This is a genomic window from Halorussus lipolyticus (assembly GCF_029338375.1).
GTDB lineage: Archaea > Halobacteriota > Halobacteria > Halobacteriales > Haladaptataceae > Halorussus > Halorussus lipolyticus.
On record NZ_CP119804.1, the window covers coordinates 145,304 to 163,134 of the forward strand.

The window sequence follows — 17,831 nt, forward strand, 5'->3', positions numbered from 1 at the left end:
CCTCCAGCGCGTCCTGTGGACTGATTCGCCGGGTGAACCCCACAGTCAGTTCCACCGAATACCACTCTCACGAGAGTTTAAATCCGAGGAGGCGACGACTCCGGGGCCATGCGAGACTTACTGGCGCGATTCCACGAGGACCCCGACCCGGACTGCGCCTGCCGACCGACCTTCGAGGACGACGCCTTGGTCCTCGACGCCGGCGACTGCCCCGGCGCGGGCGACCTCTCGGCCGAACCGGCCTGCCGGGCGACCGCAATCGGCGCGCTGGCCGACCGCGAGGCCGAGGCGGTCGTGACCCGAACCTCCTCGGTGGAACGCACCTACGAAGCCGAATCGGCGGCGCTCCTCGTCTCTGCCGGGCGGTTCGTCGAGCGCGTTGCCTACTACGACCGACAACTCGCCGAGCGCGCCCGGTCGGACCCACTCGGGTCTGCCCGCTCTGCGACGGGCCGGGCGGGACCGGTCGGCGAACTCGTCGCCGAAACCGGCCTCGCCGAGTGCGCCCGCAGAGCGTCGGGCTACGACGACGCGCTCCGGCCCTTCCTCGGCCCGCCGATTGCGAAGGCCCGCGTGGCCGCCGACCCGCCGCCGGACGCTGTCTTCGCCGAGACCCGCCGACTCGCTACCGGCGCGACAGTCCGGGTGTACGACGACCGGCGCGCGCTCCGGACCTACCACCTCGAACCGGTCGAACACGGCTTCGACGCTCCAGCGAGACGAGTTCTCGCCGAGGCTTACGGTCTCCTCGCAGACGGAGCAATCTCTGCCGGCGAGCGAGCGCCCGGCAGAGCGGTCCGGCGGGTCGCGGACCGACGAGATGAGGACTCGGCGGAGGACCCCGACCTGCCGGTCGAGACCATCGCCGATGCGCTCCGGAAACACACCCGCGGCTACGGCGTGCTGGCCGACTTCTTCGCCGACCCCGAAGTCTCGGACGTATTCGCCACCGCACCGGTCGGCGAGAACCCCCTGCGCGTCTCGGTGGCCGGCGAGCGAATGCGGACCAACGTCCGCCTGACCGAGACCGGTGCCCAAGCCCTCGCGTCTCGCTTCCGGCGCGAGAGCGGTCGGGCCTTCTCGCGGGCCTCGCCGACGCTCGACGCGACCGCCGAGGTCGGTTCGGGCGGCCGGAGTTCCGTCCGCGTGGCGGGCGTCACGAATCCGGTGAGCAACGGGCCGGGGTTCGCCTTCCGCGCTCACGACGCGACGCCGTGGACCCTGCCCGCGCTGGTCGAAAACGGGACCGTGCCCGCCGACGCCGGGGCGCTCCTCTCGCTCGCTGTCGAGCGCGCCGGGGCCGGACTCGTCGCCGGCCCTCGCGGTTCGGGCAAGACCACCCTGCTGGGCGCGCTCTGCTGGGAACTCCCCGCAGACACCCGGACGGTCGTCATCGAGGACACGCCGGAACTCCCGGTCTCCGCGCTCCAGCGCAGAGGCCGGGACGCCCAACCCCTCCGAACCGAGACCGGCGACAGGCCGGGCCTCGCGCCCCCGGAGGCACTCCGGACCGCGCTCCGACTCGGAGAGGGCGCGCTGGTCGTCGGCGAGGTCAGGGGCGAGGAGGCCGCGGTCCTCTACGAGGCCATGCGAGTCGGCGCGAGCGGCGATGCCGTCCTCGGGACCATCCACGGCGACGGCGGCGAGGCGGTCCGCGAGCGCGTCGTCTCGGACCTCGGGGTCCCGGCGTCGTCGTTCGCCACGACCGACCTCGTGGTGACGCTCGAAGCCGTCTCGACGCCCGAGGGAAAGCGCCGCCGGGTGAAAGCAATCGAGGAGGTGGTCGACAGCGACCGGTTCGAGAACCTGTACGCTATCGAGGCCGACCGACTCGCCGCCACGGGTCGCATCGACCGCGGGAACAGCGCGCTGGTCGCCGAACTCACTGAGGCCGGCGAATCCTACGCCGACGCCCGCGAGAAGTTGGCCGAGCGCGAAGCCCTTCTCGCCGAACTCGCGGAGACGGGGCGAACCGGTCCGAAAGCGGTCGGTTCCGCATACGCCGACCGTCGGGGGAAGTCGTCGTGACCCGACCCCGATTTTGGCTCGTCCTCGAACTCCTCGGGCGGTGCTACCCGCGGCAGGTCGAACTCGCCGCCGCCGCCGCCGACAGCAACGACGAACTCGCCGACCTCCGGCGGGCGCTGGCCTTCCTCGATTGGAGCGCGGACGCCGAGCGCCGAGGAGACGCCGAGACGAGAGCAGACGCCGAGACGATAGTTCGGGCAGGGTACGGGGCCGCAGTTCTCGCAGGAATCGGGGGTCTCGTCTGCGCGGCGACTGCTTCCTCGTCGGTTCGGGCGCTGACGCCGATTGCGGCCGGGTCGCTCGCAGTCGCGCTGGGCGCGGTTCGTCTGGCGTGGCGGGGACCGGTGGCGCTGGCGACTGCGCGGCGGACCGCCGCGCTGGGGACCGCTCCGGCGCTGGTCGCTCGGGCGGTCCTCCGGATGCGCATCGAACCGGCCAGCGAGCGGGCGGCGGCGTTCGCGGCACGGGGCGAGGGCGCGCTGGCCGACGACCTCGCAGAGTGCGTTCGGCGTGCCGAGGGGACTCCTCGGTCGGGCCTCGAAGCCTTCGGAGCGACGTGGGCCGAGTGGAACCCACCGCTCCGGCGCGCTGTACTGCTGGTCGAGGCCGCGGCGGACGCGCCCGCCGAGGAGCGCGAGGCCACGCTGGACCGAGCGATGGACGCGATTCTCGACGGGACCCGCGACCGGATGGCCGAGTTCGCCGAGGAGGTCCGGGGACCGACGACCGGCCTCTACGCGTTCGGGGTCCTGCTTCCGCTCGCGCTGGTGGCGGTCCTCCCCGCGGGGCGGGTGGCCGGGCTACCGCTGTCGATTCCGGCGCTGGTGGTGGTCTACGACCTGCTTCTGCCCGCAGTGCTGATTGGGGCGGGCGGGTGGCTGTTGGTCCGGCGACCCGCGGCGTTTCCGCCGCCGAAGGTCTCGCGCGACCATCCCGAGGTGCCCGACCGGCGGTGGGCGACGCTCGGGGCCGGTTGCGGGGCAGGACTGGTTGGGGTCGTCGGGACTGCGCCGCTTCCCGACTGGACGCGCTGGCCCGCCGTGGTCGGGTTGGCGGTCGGCGCGGGGTTGGTGGTCCGGTTCCGGCCCGTGAAGTCCGTCCGGGACGACGCCCGCGCCGTGGAGGCCCACCTGACCGACGCGCTCTATCTAATCGGCAGGCGAGTCGGCGACGGCGAGGCCGTCGAATCGGCGATTTCTGCGGCCGGGCCGGAAGTCGCGGGCCGGACCGGCGAGATGCTGACCGAGACGGCGGGAGTCCAGCGACGACTTCGAGTCGGGGTCCATGAGGCGTTTCTGGGCGAGTACGGCGCGCTCGCCGACGTGCCGAGTCCGCAGGCCCGGAGCGTGGCCGCCCTGCTGGCCATCTCTGCGCGGGAAGGCCGACCCGCGGGCCGGGCGGTGGTCTCGATGGCCGACCACGTGGCGGACCTCCGGCGCGTCGAGCGCGAGGCCCGGCGGGAACTCGCCAGCGTGACGGGTACTCTGCGGAACACTGCCGGGGTCTTCGGCCCGCTGGTCGGGGGTGCGACCGTCGCGCTCGCCGACGGGATGGCTGGCGGGACGCTGGGGAAACCCCTGCCGACCGCCGCGCTCGGCCTCGCTGTCGGGAGCTACGTTCTGCTCCTCGCTGGGATTCTGACCGCGCTGGCGACCGGACTGGAGCGGGGCCTTGACCGCGCGCTCGTCGGCTATCGAGTGGGTCTCGCGCTCTGCTCGGCGGTCGGCGCGTTTCTGGCGGGGTTCGTCGGGGCCGGGTTCGCGGCGTGAGAGGCTGTCTGACGTGGGTTTCGTGACCACCGGCACTCCGTGGGACGCGCTCGGTGAATCAATCCGCGGGACGACCCGACGGACCAGACCACGGGTCACGCCCGACGAATCAGACCACGGGACGCGGCCGTCCTGCGCGAACGGAGTGAGCGCAGAGTCGGGCGGGGAGGCACGGGGCGCGGGGCAGTGTCGTGCTGTGGGGTCGGTGTGCCGTGTTGTGCGGTTGGCGTGCCGTGCTGTGCGGTTGGGGTGCTGTGCTGTGTGGTCAGGGTGCCGTGTTGTGCGGTTGGGGTGCTGTGCTGTGTGGTCAGGGTGCCGTGTTGTGCGGTTGGGGTGCTGTGCTGTGTGGTCAGGGTGCCGTGTGGTCGCGGTGACGCCTGTGTTCGCGTCTGACGCGAGCTACCTCCACCAAAGACATTAAAATATTTCTAAGAGAAATATATAGGAATGGTAGAAACAACGCTACAATTCTATCGCTATCGAACCGACACGACCACGATTCGACGCCCGTCCGAGCGGACCACCCGGAGCGTCACCTCGTAGGTCTCTCCGCCGCGCAGAACCAGCGCCCGCGAGTCCACGGCCGACCGAGCGTCCTCGCTGACGACTCGCAGGTCGGCCGCGACCCGCCGGACGTGGCGAGGACCGCCCGCGACTCGGAAGACGAGGAGGTCGCCCTCAGCGGTGTCAGTCGCGGTCGCTGATGAATTTCCGGGGACTCCGCCGAGCGCGACGAACGACAGCGAGGCCTCGGTCGGTGAATCACCGGGGAGCGAGAGGGTGAGCGTTCGGCGCGCGCCGGGGGCCTCCTCGCGGGCTAACTCCTCGATAACGGCCTCCACGCGGCCCAGTTCTCGCTCGGCGAGGAGTTCGCTCCGACTCTCGCGGGCGTCTTCGAGCGCCGGGGTCGTGACAGCGACGAGGGCCACCGCGAGCGCGACCCCGAGGACCACCCGTATCACCGCAGGACCGCCGCGATGCGGGCGAGGAGGCCGGCGTCCTTGCGCTCGGCGTCGGACTCCGACCTCGCGGGACACGACGCGATTCGCCGAGGGTCGCGCTCGCAACCGCAGGGCCGAGTCGGATGTGACGGTGCGACAGGCCGGGGTTCGGCGTCGGCGTTCGCCGACGCACTGGCGTCGATACCGTCCAGTTCGGCTTCCACCTCCTCGGCCTTCGCCAGCGCAGTGTCGGCCCGGCGCTCGACCGACTCGTTGACCGCCCGGACGTTGCCGACGTAGCCTCGGAGGGCTTGGGTGCCAGCGTCGAGGCCGTCGAGGCGCTCCTCGGCGTCGTCGAGTCGGTCGGCGAGTCGTTCGACCTCGCGGGTCAGTTCGGCGGCGTCCCGCAGGTCGGTCAGGTCGCTGTCGTGGTCGGTCAGCGCGCGCTCCACGGCCCGGAGTCGCTCGTCCAGCGCGTCGAAATCGGACATGGCCCGTGTTGGTCCCGGCTTCAGATTTAAAGGTACGTCCCCCGACAATTGTGGTAAAAAGACGACACTTCCGGGAGAGTCCTAACAGAACCGTAAATACTCGATTTCGGAAGTAATGGAGTCCGAATCGGGCGCACGCCGGAAGGTTGATTAGCCATCAATTCAACCCAACGCGCATGAAAGTCGTCCTGATTGGTGTCGGACAGGCCGGGGGTAAGCTTACCCAGCGATTGGCCCAGTACGACCAGCAGATGGGTTTCGGTGCAGTACAGGGAGCACTCGCAGTCAACTCCGCGGAAGCCGACCTCCGGGAATTGGACCTCGATACCGTCCTCGTGGGACAGGACCGCGTGAAGGGCCACGGCGTCGGCGGCGACAACGAACTCGGTGCCGAGGTCATGCAGAGCGACGCGACGGAAGTGATGGACGCTTTGGACGGCCGCATCACGGCCCAAGCCGAGGCCATCTTCGTCGTCGCGGGTCTCGGCGGCGGCACGGGGTCCGGCGGCGCGCCGGTCCTCGCCCGCGAACTCAATCGCGTCTACGAGATTCCCGTCTACGGCCTCGGCGTCCTCCCCGGCCGAGGAGAAGGCGCGATGTATCAAGCGAACGCCGGGCGTTCGCTCAAGACGCTCGTCCGCGAGGCCGACGCGACCCTCCTCATCGATAACGACGCGTGGCACACCTCCGGCGAGAGCGTCGGGCAGGCCTTCGACAAAATCAACCAGAACATCGCTCAGCGCGTCGGTCTGCTGTTCGCCTCGGGCGAGGCCGTCGAGGGCGTCGGCGAGAGCGTCGTGGACTCCAGCGAGGTCATCAACACCCTCCGGTCGGGCGGCATCGCCACCCTCGGGTTCGCCAGCGCCGAGGCCGCCGAGGACGCCGAGGCCAACGTCAACACCATCACCTCCATCACCCGGAAGGCCCTCCTGAGCAACCTCAGCCTCCCGAACGCGGTGCAGGCCGATTCGGGCCTGCTGGTCGTGGCGGGCCAACCCGAGACGATTCCCCGGAAGGGCGTCGAGCGCTCCCGGAAGTGGGTCGAGGAGCAGACCGGAAGCCTCCAAGTCCGGGGCGGGGACTTCCCGCTCGACAGCGGGCGTCTGGCCTCGCTGGTCCTGCTGGGCGGCGTCGAGCGCTCGGACCGCATCGAGGAGTTCCTCGAACGCGCCAAGGAGGCCAGCAAGCAGGCCGAACAGCAGAAACAGGACCCGGCCGAGCAGTTCCGCAACGACCAGCTAGACGACCTGATTTAGTCGGGTCTGATTTTCAGTACTGCTTGCTTTCCAGTTTTGTTGGCAGTTGCACCAACAGTCATATTTTCGAGTAGAACCGATACTGCGTCCATGACTGAATCAGAAACCGACCCCACGGCCCTCACGATTCGCGTCGAGTCAGCCGAATCGTTCTTCGAGGACGCCGTAGACGACCTCGAACGACTCGCTGACGACGAAGTTCCGGAGGCCCACGTCCTCAGTCTCCCCGACGAGAAGGCCCTCGACCGCGTGCTGAGTCCGAAGAACTTGGAGTTGCTTCGGACGACAGTCAACCAAGAACCGGCTAGTGTCAGGGAGTTGGCCCGCGCCGTCGAACGCGACGTAAAAAACGTCTCGACCGCGGTCAACGAACTCGCCGAACTTGGCGTCCTCGAACTCGAACAGGACGGACGTGCCAAGCGACCGGTCGTCTGGTACGACGAAATTGAGGTCCGGTACTCGCTTCGGAATCCGGACCTCAGTGGACGGTCCGCTGGCCTGTCGTAGCGTCGGCAAAAAATCGTTCGCGGTCGAGTGGGAGCGCGAAACCCCGCGTCTTCCTCAGACTAAGCTCTTACCGTCGAACTCGCCCGCGTCGTACTCCATCTCCATCAGGTCGAGGATGGTGGGCGCGATGTCGTAGAGGTCCACGTCCCGGACCGTCGCTTCGGGGTCGTCCACGAACAGCGAGGCGTTGTCGAAGCTGTGCATCCCGTTGCGGGGACCCTGCCCGAACACGCCGTCGTGGCCCTTGAACCCGGCCTTGAGGTCGAAGCCGTAGTTCGGGATGGCCACGAGGTCCGGCGCGATGTCCTCGTGGTCGCCGCGGAAGGCGTCTTCCTTCTCGACCACGCGGTCACACACCTTCTTGCCGTTGGGGCCTTCGAGGTTTTCGAGGGCCTCCTTGAGTTGGGCGCGCTTCTGTTCGTACTCGCTTTCGGGGACGCTTCCGCGTGGTTCGCGCCCTTCGAGGTTGATGTAGAACCGACCGGGGATGAGCGAGTAGGCCTCGGTGTCGTCGCTGATGTCGCCCAGCTCCTCGTGGTCGTCGTCTTCGTAGGAGAGCCACCCCTCCTGTTCGAGCCACTCGTTGAAGTGGACCTCGTAATCCAGCGAGGTGAACCCGTGGTCGGAAGCCACCATCATGGTCACGTCGTCGGGCAGGTTCTTGCGAATCTCGCCGAGGTAGCGGTCCACCTTCTCGTAGAACTCGAGGAACTCGTCTTTGTACTCCATGTCCTCCTCGTAGTGCTTGTAGAGGAAGTGGTTCACCCGGTCGGTCGTCATGAAGACGCCGAAGAACAGGTCCCAGTCGTCCTCCTGCAGGTAGTGTTTGAACGCCTCGTAGCGAGCGTCCAGCGTCTTGTGGGCGTTCTCGATGAACTCCGACTTGTCCTCGTCGTGGCCCAACTTAGCGTTGGCGTCGATGCGGTAGTCGGTGGACTGGAGGTACTCGCGCATCTCGTCGGGGTACGACGCCTTGTCCACGCCGGGCGAGAGGAAGCCCGAGACCATGCGCTGGACGTTGCGCTGGGGCGGGAAGGTGACGGGGACGTTCATCACTGTCGCGTCCCGGCCCGCGTCGGCCACGCGGTCCCAGAGCCGAGTCGCCTGCACGTCGCGGCCCATCGGGACGTAGGTGTCGTAAGAGCCGACCTCGCGGTCTTGGAATCCGTAGACGCCGGTCTCGCCCGGATTCACGCCGGTCGTGAGTGCGGGCCAGCAGGCCGACGATTCGGGGGGGACGATGCTGTCTATCGCGCCCGAGGAGCCTTCGTCGGCGAGCGCGCCCAGATGCTCGAACCGGTCGAAGTGGTCCTCTAAGAAGCTATACGGAACGCCGTCGATACCGAAGAAGGCAACGCGGGGCTTGTCGTCGCCGCGAATCCTATCAAAGAGACCCATGTACCCCGATAGGACGAGGACCTACAAGAAATTTCTTTTCGTAGCCACGCCCTTCGACGTGAAGGATGATGAAGGTTCGAGGGCGCGGCTACCGGGGTCGACCTGCTGAAGACTGCGAGGAGTTCGGTCGAACGCGAGTGCCGGGGCGTTAGCTGTGGATGCCCATCGCCTCGATTTGTTCCTGATACCGGTTGCGGATGGTGACTTCGGTGACTTGGGCCACGTCGGCGACCTCGCGCTGGGTCTTCTTCTCGTTGCAGAGCAGGGAGGCGGCGTAGATGGCCGCCGCGGCGTACCCGGTCGGCGACTTGCCAGAGAGGAGGCCCTCCTCGGCGGTGGTCTCGATGATTTCGTTGGCCTTGGTCTGGACTTCTTCGCTGAGTTCGAGTTCGGAACAGAATCGCGGGACGTACTTCTTGGGGTCCACCGGTTTCATCTCCAAGCCGAGTTCTTGGGAGATGTAGCGGTAGGTTCGACCGATTTCCTTTCGTTCGACGCGCGATACTTCCGAGATTTCTTCGAGGCTTCGCGGGATGCCCTCCTTTCGACAGGCGGCGTAGAGCGCGGAGGTGGCGACGCCCTCGATGGAGCGTCCCCGAATCAGGTCCTCCTTCAGCGCTCGTCGGTAGATGACGCTGGCCACCTCCCGCACCGACCGCGGGACGCCGAGCGCCGAGGCCATGCGGTCGATTTCGCTCAGGGCGAACTGGAGGTTCCGCTCGCCTGCGTCCTTGGTCCGAATCCGTTCCTGCCATTTACGCAGACGGTGCATCTGGCTCCGCTTCTTCGAGGAGATGGACCGACCGTAGGCGTCCTTGTCCTTCCAGTCGATGGTGGTCGTCAGGCCCTTGTCGTGCATCGTCTGGGTGGTCGGGGCACCGACGCGGGACTTCTCCTGCCGTTCCTGATGGTTGAACGCGCGCCACTCAGGACCGGGGTCTATCTGCTCCTCCTCGACGACGAGGCCGCAGTCATCACACACGAGTTCCGCCCTGTCGGAACTCTTTACGAGGTTGTCAGAACCACACTCCGGGCATTCCCGTACACCCTCTGACTCATCCTCGGTTTGCTCCGCCTCGGCTTGGCGCTCCCGCTGGCGAGTGGACCGTGTCATCGCACTTTTATAGTAGTAGTGCCGACACACTTAAATCCTCGGTCGGTAATAACTCCTTTCTCGAAGGTCAAAATCAGCAATGCGCGTCCTTCGTTCCGAATCCGGACGATAGTTGAAATGACCCGCGGAAATCGCCATCGGAAAGTGTATAAGCGGGTATCGTGGAACAGACGCCATGCCCGTCATCGAGTGCGACGTGGACTCTGCCCGCGAAAAACTGCTTGCTGAAGGTGTCGAGGTGTCGTCGGGCAGTTCGGAACACGAGGAGTGGCGCGCCGAGTACGGCGACGCCAACGCAGTCGCTTACGAGGGGAAAGTCGTCGTGCAGGGGGCGAACCCGCAGGACATCGAGACGCTCCTCCGCGACGAGGGCGGTCACGCCTACGTCTACTTCGACGGCGCGAGCAGGGGGAACCCCGGCCCCGCCTCAGTCGGGTGGGTCATCGTCACCAGCGACGGCATCGTCGCCGAGGGGGGCGAGACCATCGGCCGGGCGACCAACAATCAGGCCGAGTACGAGGCCCTGATTCGGGGCCTGCGGACAGCGAGGGACTACGGGTTCGATTCTGTCGAGGTGAAAGGTGACTCCCAACTCATCGTGAAACAGGTCACTGGCGCGTGGAATACTAACGACCCTGAACTCCGCGAACATCGGGTCACGGTCCGCGAGATTCTGACCGACTTCGACGACTGGGAGCTACAGCACGTCCCGAGAGAGATAAACGAGCGCGCCGACGAACTTGCGAACGAGGCCCTCGACAATGCCTGAGTCCGACACCGACGACGCCGACGCAGAGCTTCCCGAATCGACCGTAGAGCGCGCCGAACGACTCACCCGACTCGCCCGCGACGCCGTGGACGACTCCGAGGCCGAGGCCTACCGCGACGAGCGCGCCGACCTGCTGGCCGACCACGGCTTCAGGGCGCGAATTCGGGACGACGACACCGGCGCGACGCTGGTTCTCTATCCCGAGGAGTGGAAAGAGGACGGCACCATCCGGCCGGAGCGCATCGAGGACACCGGCCGCGCGGTGGAAATCTCGCTGTCCGGGCCGGGCGACCCCGACGAGTGGGACGAGGTGGACGAACACAACCGGGGCCTCGTGGCGCAGGTCCGCGAGGCCCACGGCGACGTTCACGGCGACAACGCCTCAGCGTTCGCTGATTTCATGAGTAACCACTACGCTCGGCCGATGGACTCGGCGACCAGCGGCGAAGTCGAGGAGTTCCTCGGCGAGTACTTCCCCCGGAACGCGTGGCCGTCAAAAGAGCAACGTGCAGTCGTCCGAGAGTCTATCGACCTCGTGTTCGAGGCCGCCGACGAGTAGTCGCTGGTATCGTCGGGAGTCGGTACTATTCGTTGCCGGCGACGAGGTCGCGGACTTGGTCGCCGCGGTCCTCGCCCGTGACGAACTTCGAGAGCGTCCACTGCAGGGCGTCCACGACGACGGCGAGGCCCTCGTCGGTGAGTTCGTACTGGTTGGTTCGCTTGTCGAGTTCGCTCTTCTCGACGTACCCCTTCTCGACCAGCGTGTCGAGGTTGGGGTACAGGCGGCCGTGGTTGACCTCCTCACCGTAGAAGTCTTCCAGCTCGCGCTTGATGGCGAGACCGTACATCGGCTCCTCGGAGAGGATGGTGAGGATGTTCTTCTGGAAGGCGGTAAGGTTGCGCGCGGTACTCGTCTCTGTGAGTGTCTGTGCCTCTGACATAGACTCTGACACCCTGCGATTTGTCACGATGGTATTTAATCCTTCCTCACTCGGTCGGAGGTTCCATAGTTTATCGGCGAGTTGTATCACCGATTTTTATGTATCTTAAGTTGGTCCCTGAAAATTGGCTTTAGCTGTCACGCATTTTTCCTCTTTGGCCGACGTGAATCGACGGCCCGATGCCGAAAGTACTATCCGGACTTCGGACGGATTTTCGGACTGCACCATGGCTAACCTCTGGGAAGACTTAGAGACTGGACCGAACCCACCTGAGGAGATTTACGCGGTCGTCGAGTGTCTCAAAGGCGAGCGAAACAAGTACGAGTACGACAAGGACATCCCCGGCGTCGTCCTCGACCGTGTTCTCCACAGCAACGTCCACTACCCGAGCGACTACGGCTTCATCCCGCAATCCTACTACGACGACGAGGACCCCTTCGACGTGCTGGTCCTCGTGGAAGACCAGACTTTCCCCGGTTGCGTCATCGAGGCCCGTCCGGTCGCGCTCATGAAGATGGACGACGACGGCGAGCAGGACGACAAAGTCATCGCCGTCCCCTCGGAGGACCCGCGCTACGACAACGTGCAGGACGTCGAGGACCTCACCGAACAGCAGAAAGACGAAATCTCGGAGTTCTTCGAGACGTACAAGAACCTCGAAGAAGGCAAGCAGACCGAGACTCTCGGCTGGGAGGACAAGCAGTCCGCCCAAGACGCCATCGAACACGCGATGGACCTCTACGAGGAGAACTTCGCCTAACTTCTCCGGCAATTTCCGGTTTCTGACAGTCTCAGACACCGGATACCTGCCAGAAACTATTTGACGGTGGCCTGAACAAGCCGAAGCGATGGCTTTCGGGTCTGCGCTCGGCGGTGTCGAGATAATTGCGGTAGCGGTGACGCTCTTGCTCTCGGGTGGACTGGCCGTCTACGCCGTCCAATCGGTCAACGACTGGCGACGAGACGACGATGACGAACCAATTGATGCGCTCAAAAACACGATTGCGGGCCAGAACCGGGTGGCGCTCGTGGTGCCCGAAGGGCCGAGTATCGACGCGCTGTCGGCCGCGGTCGGGTTACAGACCCTCTGCACCGAGTGGGGCGTCACCGCCCGCCTCTACGCCGAGGGGCCGGTCACGGGCGAGGACAGCAAGACCTTCTGCAACATCTTCGACCTCGAACTCTCGGTCATCGGCGACGGGGCCGACGAACTCACCGACGCCGACGCCGCAGTCGCAGTCGGCGGCGGTGGCGGCGTGCCCCGACTCTCGAACAACCCGCCGGTCGTCGCCGTGATTCGTCACCGACCGACCGCCGAGGAGAACATCCTCACGGTCACCCCGACCGACGACGGTTCGACCGCCACGACGGTCACGCGCCTGCTGGAATCCGAGGCGGTCGTCCCCGACCAGCGAATCGCCACGGCGCTCCTCCACGGCATCCGTGCCGGAACCCGCGAGTTCCGGCGGGCGAACGGGACCCGAGACTACGAGGCCGCCGGATTCCTCCACACCTACGCCGACCTCGGCCGCATCGAGGACCTCCGGTCGCCGGGCATGAGCGGCGACACCTTCGACGTTATCAGCGACGCCATCGCCAACCGCGAGCGCCGGGCGAGTTTCGCCGTCACGAACGTCGGGGCGGTCCCCTCGGTCTCCGCCCTCGAAGAAGCGGCCGACACGATGCTCCGCCTCGAAGGCGTCTCGACCGCCGCCGTCTTCGGCATCCACGAGGAGACCATCGTGGTCTCCTGCCGGGCCGAGGACGTGCGGACCAACGCCTTCGACATTCTGGACACCGCGTTCGAGACCAGCGAAACCACCGGCGGGAACACCGACGCCGCGACTGCGCGGGTCCCCCTCGGCCTGTTCGCGCAGGTCAACGGCGAACACGAGGAGACGCTGGACATGCTCATCGACGCGAGTACCCGGAAGGCGCTTTTCGAGGCCTTTGAATCGTCGTAATCCCGTATTTCTGTTCTGTCTTCATCGGTCGATTTTGCGACACTAATTTCGGCGAGTTCGTCGTAAACCGGTCTTCTGAAGCCCCCGGTCGGTCGCTTTATCCACCCAGACAGTCGCCTGTTCCGCCGAGCGTTCGCCGATAGAGGTCCCGTTTCCGTTTCGCCCGGAGGTTCAAATATCAAACCGCGGCCAACCCTCTCCATGACCTGAGAGTCGCCGCGGAGGAGTCAGCGAAATCGGCGGTGCGACTCCTCCGCGGATGGAAAGCACCACCTGCAAGCCCCAACCAGATAGCGACTGCTGGACCGCGCGAGTAAGGTTCAAATCGCTCGGGTCCCAAACAGCGACGAATGCGTCTCGACGAGTACATCGAGGGCCTCGGCCCCGACGAATCCGACCGCAAGCGTCGCCTCGCCGAGGAGAAGTCCTACGAGATTCTCGACTACGTTGAGGACTTCCAAGACCGGTTCTCGGAGGTCACGCAGGGCGACTCGCTGGTCGGTAGCACCTCGCCCTCGGTGTTCGTCGGGCGGTCGAACTACCCCAACGTCTCGACGGGCATCCTCTCGCCGGTGGGCGAGGAGGACCGCGCCTCGGAGTTCACCACCGACAGCGAGTGGTACGAGCGCGGACTGGACATCGACAACGTGCTTCAGTACCGGACCGGCCTGCTGAACTCCAACCACTCGGCGGACGTGGACAACGTCAGCGACGCGTGGGACGGATTCGTCGGCACTCAGCGAGAGGTCGCCATCGCCGACCGACCGGTAGACGTGGAAATCGGCCTCTCGGACTCGCTGGACCTCGATTTGGACGTGGACGACATCACGACGCCCACCGGTCCCTCGGCCCGCGCCACGTCGGCGGACCTCACCGAGAACCCTCACGTCCCGCGGCCAGTCAAGAAGACCTTGGAGGACGACGACTGGCAAGCCCAAGGCGCGATGGCCTACCTCTACCGCAGAGGCTTCGACGTCTACGAAATCAACGACATCCTCTCGGCCGGTGCGCTCGGCAGAGGCCAGAATCGGCGACTCGTCCCGACGCGGTGGTCCATCACCGCGGTTGACGACACCATCGGCCAGTTCCTCCGCGGCCAGATTCGGGACCGGCCGAGTATCGACCAGACGCAGGTCTGGGTCAACGAGTACATGGGCAACCGCTACTGGGTGATTCTCACGCCCGGCCAGTGGGAGTACGAACTGGTCGAGATGAAGGCCCCCGGAAGCATCTGGAATCAGGACCCCAACGGCGAGACGTGGATGGGGAGCGCCCACGAGGGCTACGAGGGCCGAACCGGCTACGTCGAGGAGACCGCCGGGGCCTACTACGCTTCTCGCCTCGCAGTCCTCGAACACCTCGAATCGGTCGGCCGACAGGCCAAGTGTCTGGTCCTCCGGGAGGTCTCGGACGACTACTGGGCACCGGTCGGCGTCTGGCAAATCCGCGAGAGCGTCCGCAACGCCTTCGAAGGCGAGTTCGGCGAGGCCGAGACCTTCCACGGCGCAGTCCGGGAAATCGCGCCCCAGTTACCGGTCTCGCTCGCCGGCCTCCGGCGCAAGTCCCACATGTTGTCGGGGCTACAGGCCAACCTCGCGGACTTCTCCTGAGGACCTGTCTCACTGCTCGGTCTCAGCGCCGCCGATGTCCAGCGTGACCGTCAGCGGACCGTCGGTCTCCTCGACTTCGATGGCTCCCGAGTAGCGATAGCTATCCACCGGGTCCGGGTTTCCCTGTATCGACCCGCCGACCTTCCCACTGACGACGTTGCCCTCGATAGTATCGACCCCGAGCGTGCCGGCGTCTTCGGTCTTCGCCACCTGCCCGGAGACTCGGAACTCGTAGGCGACGCGCTCGTCTTCGGCTTCGAGGGTTATCGTGTTCGGGAGTGCGTCGTCAGTCGTCGTGTCTCTCACTAACTCGCCGTCTACGTGGACCGTCCCGGCCCCGTCGAGGCGCAGGGTCACGAGTTCGCCGGTGAACCGAAACGAGTCCTCACGGCCGTCGAAGACCTCGCCTTTGACCGCGGTGCCGCCGAGAACGGCGTCCCGGTCGTCGGCGGTTTCGCCGCGCTCGACCGACCCGCTCACCCGAAACGTGTAGGTGACGGTCTCGCCCTCTGCCGCGCGGACGACGAGTTCGTGGTCCGCTTGGGCGCTCGCTGGGCCTGTTCGGGCGCTCCCGGCGTCGGCCATCAGCGGCAGTCCGACGACGGCCGCTCCTCGGAGGACGGTTCGGCGGTTCGGCGTCGCGTCTGTATCGTCTGTCACGGAGAATCCCGTTTCCAATCGGTCGTCCCGACGGAAACGTTCGATTGTCGCTTGCCGACAGAACGGGCGTAATTCCGAGGCGACTCCGCGGGCGAAGCAACCGCGGAGTCGGCGTGAGAAGACTTATTTCGCTGGTCGAACCAGTTCAGGGCATGGTTCCGTTGGTCCTCGGCTTTCCGGGAGGGATGGAGTTGCTGGTCATCCTTCTCATCGCCGTCATCCTGTTCGGCATCCCAATCGTGCTGGTCGGCGGCGGTCTCTACCTCTATCGGAACGCGCAGTCGGACCGCCCGGCGAGCGACGAAATCGAGTCGCTCCGCGAGGAGGTCCGACAACTCCGCGAAGAAATCCAAGAACTGGACGACGACCGATAGCTACGCGGTGTCGAGGTTGGAGAAGGCCTCGTCTACGAACTCGCCGGTATCGCTCACGATGTCCTCCCACTCGTCGTCGTCGGGGGCCATCCCGACGAGGCGGGCGATTCGCATGATGCTGACGTGGTAGACGGTCTGGACGCCGGGTTCCTCCTCCCAGACGACGACGTTGCACGGGAACAGCGCGCCGATGCGGTTGTCGCTGGCGTCGAGCGCCCGGTCGGCCATGTTGGGATTGCACGCACCCAACACGTAGTAGTTGTCCCGACCGGCGTCGATTTTCTCGTTCAGCATGTCGGAGGCCGAGAACTCGGTGGCGACGCCGAACCCGGCGTCGGTGAAGGCCTCGCGGACGTGTTCGACCGCTTCGTCGTGGTCCATTTCGAGCGTCGCGCGCTCCTCGCCGATGTCCTCGGCGTCGAGCGCCGAGGGGTCGATTGCAAGACTCATGCAAGACTCCTTTCGCGGTGCAGAGTGATAAAGTCGTTCCCGTCTCGGGTTCGGCGCTCGGCCGGGGCAATCAGAACCCACGAAAGAGAATTGAAATTGTTTTCTTTAGATAGGGTTTGATTGCTTGCGTTCGTGGCGAACACCGTCCGACTAAATCGGAATCGGGAGCCACGACAGCCACCGAACCACGCGCTCGGGGGCCAACAAGGGCGGGTGAAGCACTAGCCAGTCCAGCACGCCCAGTCCGACGCCGTGGGCCACCACCGAGGGCAGGATGGAGTTGCTCTTGTAGTCCACCGCGCCGAACAGCACGTCGGTCGGTCCCGACAGCATCAGTTCGATTGGCGGCTTGTACATGTGGTGGAAAGCGTAGACGACGGGGCTGATGAACACGCTCTTGAACCCGATTTCGCGCACGCCGACGCAGAGCAGGCCCCGGTAGTAGGTTTCGGCCGCCAGCGCGACGACGAACTGGGCGGCGGCGTGGGGCAGAAACTCCCCGAGCGCGGCGCTGGTCTCCCACATCGGGTAGTAGGCCCGAATCGTCGGAAGCGACGACCCGACGACGTAGAAGGGGACGACGAACAGCGAGAGCAAGAGGGTGTTGCGAATCGCGGTCCGGTCCACGCGATAGCCGAGGTGGCGGCCGTGTCGGACCGCCAGCGCGAGGGGCGCGAGAATGTAGACGATTGTATCTCGGACGAGTCGCTCGTCGAGTCCGCGCACGTCCCACGTCATCCACACCGCGGTCAGGACGGCCCCGGCGACGAGCGCGCGCTGGACCCAACTTAGCCGGGCGACGCCCCGGCGGACCGACCGAGCGGCCGACACGCTACTCGTCGGCGGTCGGAACCGGACCGGTGCCGACGGCCGACCGGACGCCGTTGGTGAACTCCCGTTTGCTCTGGAAGTACGTCTCGTCTACCTCCGCGAGGACGTCGGCCAACTCTCGGGGGCCGTCGGGCGTCCGGATGACCGCGCCCTCCTCCTTTTCGAGAATCTTGCTCTTTTGAATCGGCCAGTAGAGTCGAGCGGCGACGCGCGCGAGCGGCGCTCCCTCGACGGGTTCGCCCTCGCCGAGTTCGACGGCGGGTTCTGCTTCTTCCTCGTTGTCGTCAGCCATACGCCGCGATTCGAATCCCGAGGGATTAGTGCTTTCGGAAAGACCTTTAGCAAACTACTCGCGGACGACGACGTAGCCGTCGCTGTAGACGGTGACTTCGTAATCCAGAAGCGAGAATACGACGTGACCGCTCCCGCGGGGCATCCCGTTGTGTCGGTCACTGAATAGGTTGTCGAGCGCGTCGGGGTCGATTTGGTCGTATAGCGGCGTGCCGATTTCGGCGGGGTCCACGTCGGCGGCGTCCGCGACCGCATCCACGACCGCGGCGCTGAGCGGCCGGTCGCGGTCGTAGGTTTCGCTCTCCGTGATACCGTGTGTCTCGTTGAGGTTCTCGGTCACGTTTTCACTCATTTGTCATCTTCCTCCGAACAGTCGAAGCTACTCAACTTTGCTGTATCAGTGTATAAAAATTCATCGCATTGCTTTGAATAAGTTG

Annotated in this window: 20 protein-coding genes; 10 read left to right on the top strand and 10 right to left on the bottom strand. The window is 65.9% G+C overall.

Annotated features, from left to right (window positions below):
- Positions 1–108 precede the first annotated feature (108 nt).
- Together P2T57_RS00765 and P2T57_RS00770 are read left to right on the top strand one after the other, a co-directional pair.
- Positions 109–2,028 carry an ATPase, T2SS/T4P/T4SS family gene (locus tag P2T57_RS00765; protein WP_276300568.1) on the top strand — a complete coding sequence of 640 codons (1,920 nt, stop codon included), beginning with the start codon at positions 109–111 and terminating at the stop codon, positions 2,026–2,028.
- Positions 2,025–3,797, top strand: a complete 1,773-nt coding sequence (locus P2T57_RS00770) for a type II secretion system protein (protein ID WP_276300569.1) — start codon at positions 2,025–2,027, stop codon at positions 3,795–3,797. Before P2T57_RS00765 ends, P2T57_RS00770 begins: the two co-directional genes overlap by 4 nt.
- A gap of 476 nt (positions 3,798–4,273) precedes the next feature.
- Here the strand turns inward: P2T57_RS00770 and P2T57_RS00775 are convergent, their stop codons facing one another.
- Positions 4,274–4,759 (bottom strand): DUF7311 family protein, encoded by a 486-nt coding sequence (locus P2T57_RS00775; RefSeq protein WP_276300570.1) that lies wholly within the window; start codon positions 4,757–4,759, stop codon positions 4,274–4,276.
- The gene (locus tag P2T57_RS00780) at positions 4,756–5,229 is read right to left on the bottom strand and encodes a DUF7310 family coiled-coil domain-containing protein (protein ID WP_276300571.1); all 474 of its coding nucleotides are present in this window, start codon (positions 5,227–5,229) and stop codon (positions 4,756–4,758) included. Before P2T57_RS00780 ends, P2T57_RS00775 begins: the two co-directional genes overlap by 4 nt.
- Positions 5,230–5,405: 176 nt before the next feature.
- On the opposite strand from P2T57_RS00780, the gene P2T57_RS00785 reads away from it, so the two are divergent.
- Both P2T57_RS00785 and P2T57_RS00790 read left to right on the top strand, forming a co-directional pair.
- Entirely contained in the window at positions 5,406–6,485 is a 1,080-nt protein-coding gene (locus P2T57_RS00785) for a tubulin/FtsZ family protein (protein ID WP_276300572.1), read from the top strand.
- 90 nt (positions 6,486–6,575) lie between these two features.
- A complete protein-coding gene (locus P2T57_RS00790; RefSeq protein WP_276300573.1) occupies positions 6,576–6,992 on the top strand; it encodes an HVO_A0114 family putative DNA-binding protein in 417 nt (138 codons plus the stop codon).
- A gap of 54 nt (positions 6,993–7,046) precedes the next feature.
- Here P2T57_RS00790 and P2T57_RS00795 read toward each other — a convergent pair whose 3' ends face one another.
- Entirely contained in the window at positions 7,047–8,390 is a 1,344-nt protein-coding gene (locus P2T57_RS00795; RefSeq protein ID WP_276300574.1) for an alkaline phosphatase family protein, read from the bottom strand.
- 148 nt (positions 8,391–8,538) lie between these two features.
- A complete protein-coding gene (locus tag P2T57_RS00800; protein WP_135825617.1) occupies positions 8,539–9,504 on the bottom strand; it encodes a transcription initiation factor IIB in 966 nt (321 codons plus the stop codon).
- 175 nt (positions 9,505–9,679) lie between these two features.
- Here P2T57_RS00800 and rnhA point away from each other — a divergent pair, with 175 nt between their 5' ends.
- Positions 9,680–10,273: a ribonuclease HI gene (gene rnhA, locus P2T57_RS00805; RefSeq protein ID WP_276300575.1), complete on the top strand. Its 594-nt coding sequence runs from the start codon at positions 9,680–9,682 to the stop codon at positions 10,271–10,273.
- A complete protein-coding gene (locus P2T57_RS00810; RefSeq protein WP_276300576.1) occupies positions 10,266–10,832 on the top strand; it encodes a DUF7108 family protein in 567 nt (188 codons plus the stop codon). The genes rnhA and P2T57_RS00810 overlap by 8 nt, the downstream gene beginning before the upstream one ends.
- 25 nt (positions 10,833–10,857) lie before the next feature.
- Here P2T57_RS00810 and P2T57_RS00815 read toward each other — a convergent pair whose 3' ends face one another.
- Entirely contained in the window at positions 10,858–11,214 is a 357-nt protein-coding gene (locus tag P2T57_RS00815) for a PadR family transcriptional regulator (RefSeq protein WP_276300577.1), read from the bottom strand.
- Positions 11,215–11,440: 226 nt separating this feature from the next.
- On the opposite strand from P2T57_RS00815, the gene P2T57_RS00820 reads away from it, so the two are divergent.
- The 3 genes from P2T57_RS00820 (at position 11,441) to nreA (ending at position 14,788) form a co-directional block, all read left to right on the top strand.
- Entirely contained in the window at positions 11,441–11,974 is a 534-nt protein-coding gene (locus tag P2T57_RS00820; RefSeq protein ID WP_276300578.1) for an inorganic diphosphatase, read from the top strand.
- Positions 11,975–12,062: 88 nt separating this feature from the next.
- The gene (locus P2T57_RS00825) at positions 12,063–13,178 is read left to right on the top strand and encodes a DHH family phosphoesterase (RefSeq protein WP_276300579.1); all 1,116 of its coding nucleotides are present in this window, start codon (positions 12,063–12,065) and stop codon (positions 13,176–13,178) included.
- A 350-nt stretch (positions 13,179–13,528) separates the two neighbouring features.
- Complete coding sequence (nreA, locus tag P2T57_RS00830; RefSeq protein WP_276300580.1) at positions 13,529–14,788, top strand: DNA repair protein NreA; 1,260 nt, start codon at positions 13,529–13,531, stop codon at positions 14,786–14,788.
- A 9-nt stretch (positions 14,789–14,797) separates the two neighbouring features.
- Here nreA and P2T57_RS00835 read toward each other — a convergent pair whose 3' ends face one another.
- Entirely contained in the window at positions 14,798–15,448 is a 651-nt protein-coding gene (locus P2T57_RS00835; protein ID WP_276300581.1) for a hypothetical protein, read from the bottom strand.
- A gap of 152 nt (positions 15,449–15,600) precedes the next feature.
- On the opposite strand from P2T57_RS00835, the gene P2T57_RS00840 reads away from it, so the two are divergent.
- Complete coding sequence (locus tag P2T57_RS00840; RefSeq protein WP_276300582.1) at positions 15,601–15,822, top strand: hypothetical protein; 222 nt, start codon at positions 15,601–15,603, stop codon at positions 15,820–15,822.
- Here the strand turns inward: P2T57_RS00840 and P2T57_RS00845 are convergent, their stop codons facing one another.
- From P2T57_RS00845 to P2T57_RS00860, 4 genes are all read right to left on the bottom strand, one after another.
- Positions 15,823–16,272: a DUF302 domain-containing protein gene (locus P2T57_RS00845; RefSeq protein ID WP_276300583.1), complete on the bottom strand. Its 450-nt coding sequence runs from the start codon at positions 16,270–16,272 to the stop codon at positions 15,823–15,825.
- A gap of 150 nt (positions 16,273–16,422) precedes the next feature.
- Positions 16,423–17,010, bottom strand: coding sequence for a CPBP family intramembrane glutamic endopeptidase (locus P2T57_RS00850; RefSeq protein WP_420028549.1), 588 nt, complete (start codon positions 17,008–17,010; stop codon positions 16,423–16,425).
- A 94-nt stretch (positions 17,011–17,104) separates the two neighbouring features.
- Complete coding sequence (locus P2T57_RS00855; protein WP_276300585.1) at positions 17,105–17,395, bottom strand: DUF5789 family protein; 291 nt, start codon at positions 17,393–17,395, stop codon at positions 17,105–17,107.
- A gap of 54 nt (positions 17,396–17,449) precedes the next feature.
- Positions 17,450–17,746, bottom strand: a complete 297-nt coding sequence (locus P2T57_RS00860) for a DdfA family disk-determining factor (RefSeq protein WP_276300586.1) — start codon at positions 17,744–17,746, stop codon at positions 17,450–17,452.
- Between the last annotated feature and the right edge of the window lie 85 nt (positions 17,747–17,831).

Coding starts and splice junctions, on each gene's coding strand:
- P2T57_RS00765 (WP_276300568.1), top strand. CDS start 109: ATGCGAGACTTACTGGCGCGATTCCACGAGGACCCCGACCCGGACTGC.
- P2T57_RS00780 (WP_276300571.1), bottom strand. CDS start 5,229: ATGTCCGATTTCGACGCGCTGGACGAGCGACTCCGGGCCGTGGAGCGC.
- P2T57_RS00785 (WP_276300572.1), top strand. CDS start 5,406: ATGAAAGTCGTCCTGATTGGTGTCGGACAGGCCGGGGGTAAGCTTACC.
- P2T57_RS00790 (WP_276300573.1), top strand. CDS start 6,576: ATGACTGAATCAGAAACCGACCCCACGGCCCTCACGATTCGCGTCGAG.
- P2T57_RS00795 (WP_276300574.1), bottom strand. CDS start 8,390: ATGGGTCTCTTTGATAGGATTCGCGGCGACGACAAGCCCCGCGTTGCC.
- P2T57_RS00800 (WP_135825617.1), bottom strand. CDS start 9,504: ATGACACGGTCCACTCGCCAGCGGGAGCGCCAAGCCGAGGCGGAGCAA.
- rnhA (WP_276300575.1), top strand. CDS start 9,680: ATGCCCGTCATCGAGTGCGACGTGGACTCTGCCCGCGAAAAACTGCTT.
- P2T57_RS00810 (WP_276300576.1), top strand. CDS start 10,266: ATGCCTGAGTCCGACACCGACGACGCCGACGCAGAGCTTCCCGAATCG.
- P2T57_RS00815 (WP_276300577.1), bottom strand. CDS start 11,214: ATGTCAGAGGCACAGACACTCACAGAGACGAGTACCGCGCGCAACCTT.
- P2T57_RS00820 (WP_276300578.1), top strand. CDS start 11,441: ATGGCTAACCTCTGGGAAGACTTAGAGACTGGACCGAACCCACCTGAG.
- P2T57_RS00825 (WP_276300579.1), top strand. CDS start 12,063: ATGGCTTTCGGGTCTGCGCTCGGCGGTGTCGAGATAATTGCGGTAGCG.
- nreA (WP_276300580.1), top strand. CDS start 13,529: ATGCGTCTCGACGAGTACATCGAGGGCCTCGGCCCCGACGAATCCGAC.
- P2T57_RS00840 (WP_276300582.1), top strand. CDS start 15,601: ATGGTTCCGTTGGTCCTCGGCTTTCCGGGAGGGATGGAGTTGCTGGTC.
- P2T57_RS00845 (WP_276300583.1), bottom strand. CDS start 16,272: ATGAGTCTTGCAATCGACCCCTCGGCGCTCGACGCCGAGGACATCGGC.
- P2T57_RS00850 (WP_420028549.1), bottom strand. CDS start 17,010: ATGACGTGGGACGTGCGCGGACTCGACGAGCGACTCGTCCGAGATACA.
- P2T57_RS00855 (WP_276300585.1), bottom strand. CDS start 17,395: ATGGCTGACGACAACGAGGAAGAAGCAGAACCCGCCGTCGAACTCGGC.
- P2T57_RS00860 (WP_276300586.1), bottom strand. CDS start 17,746: ATGAGTGAAAACGTGACCGAGAACCTCAACGAGACACACGGTATCACG.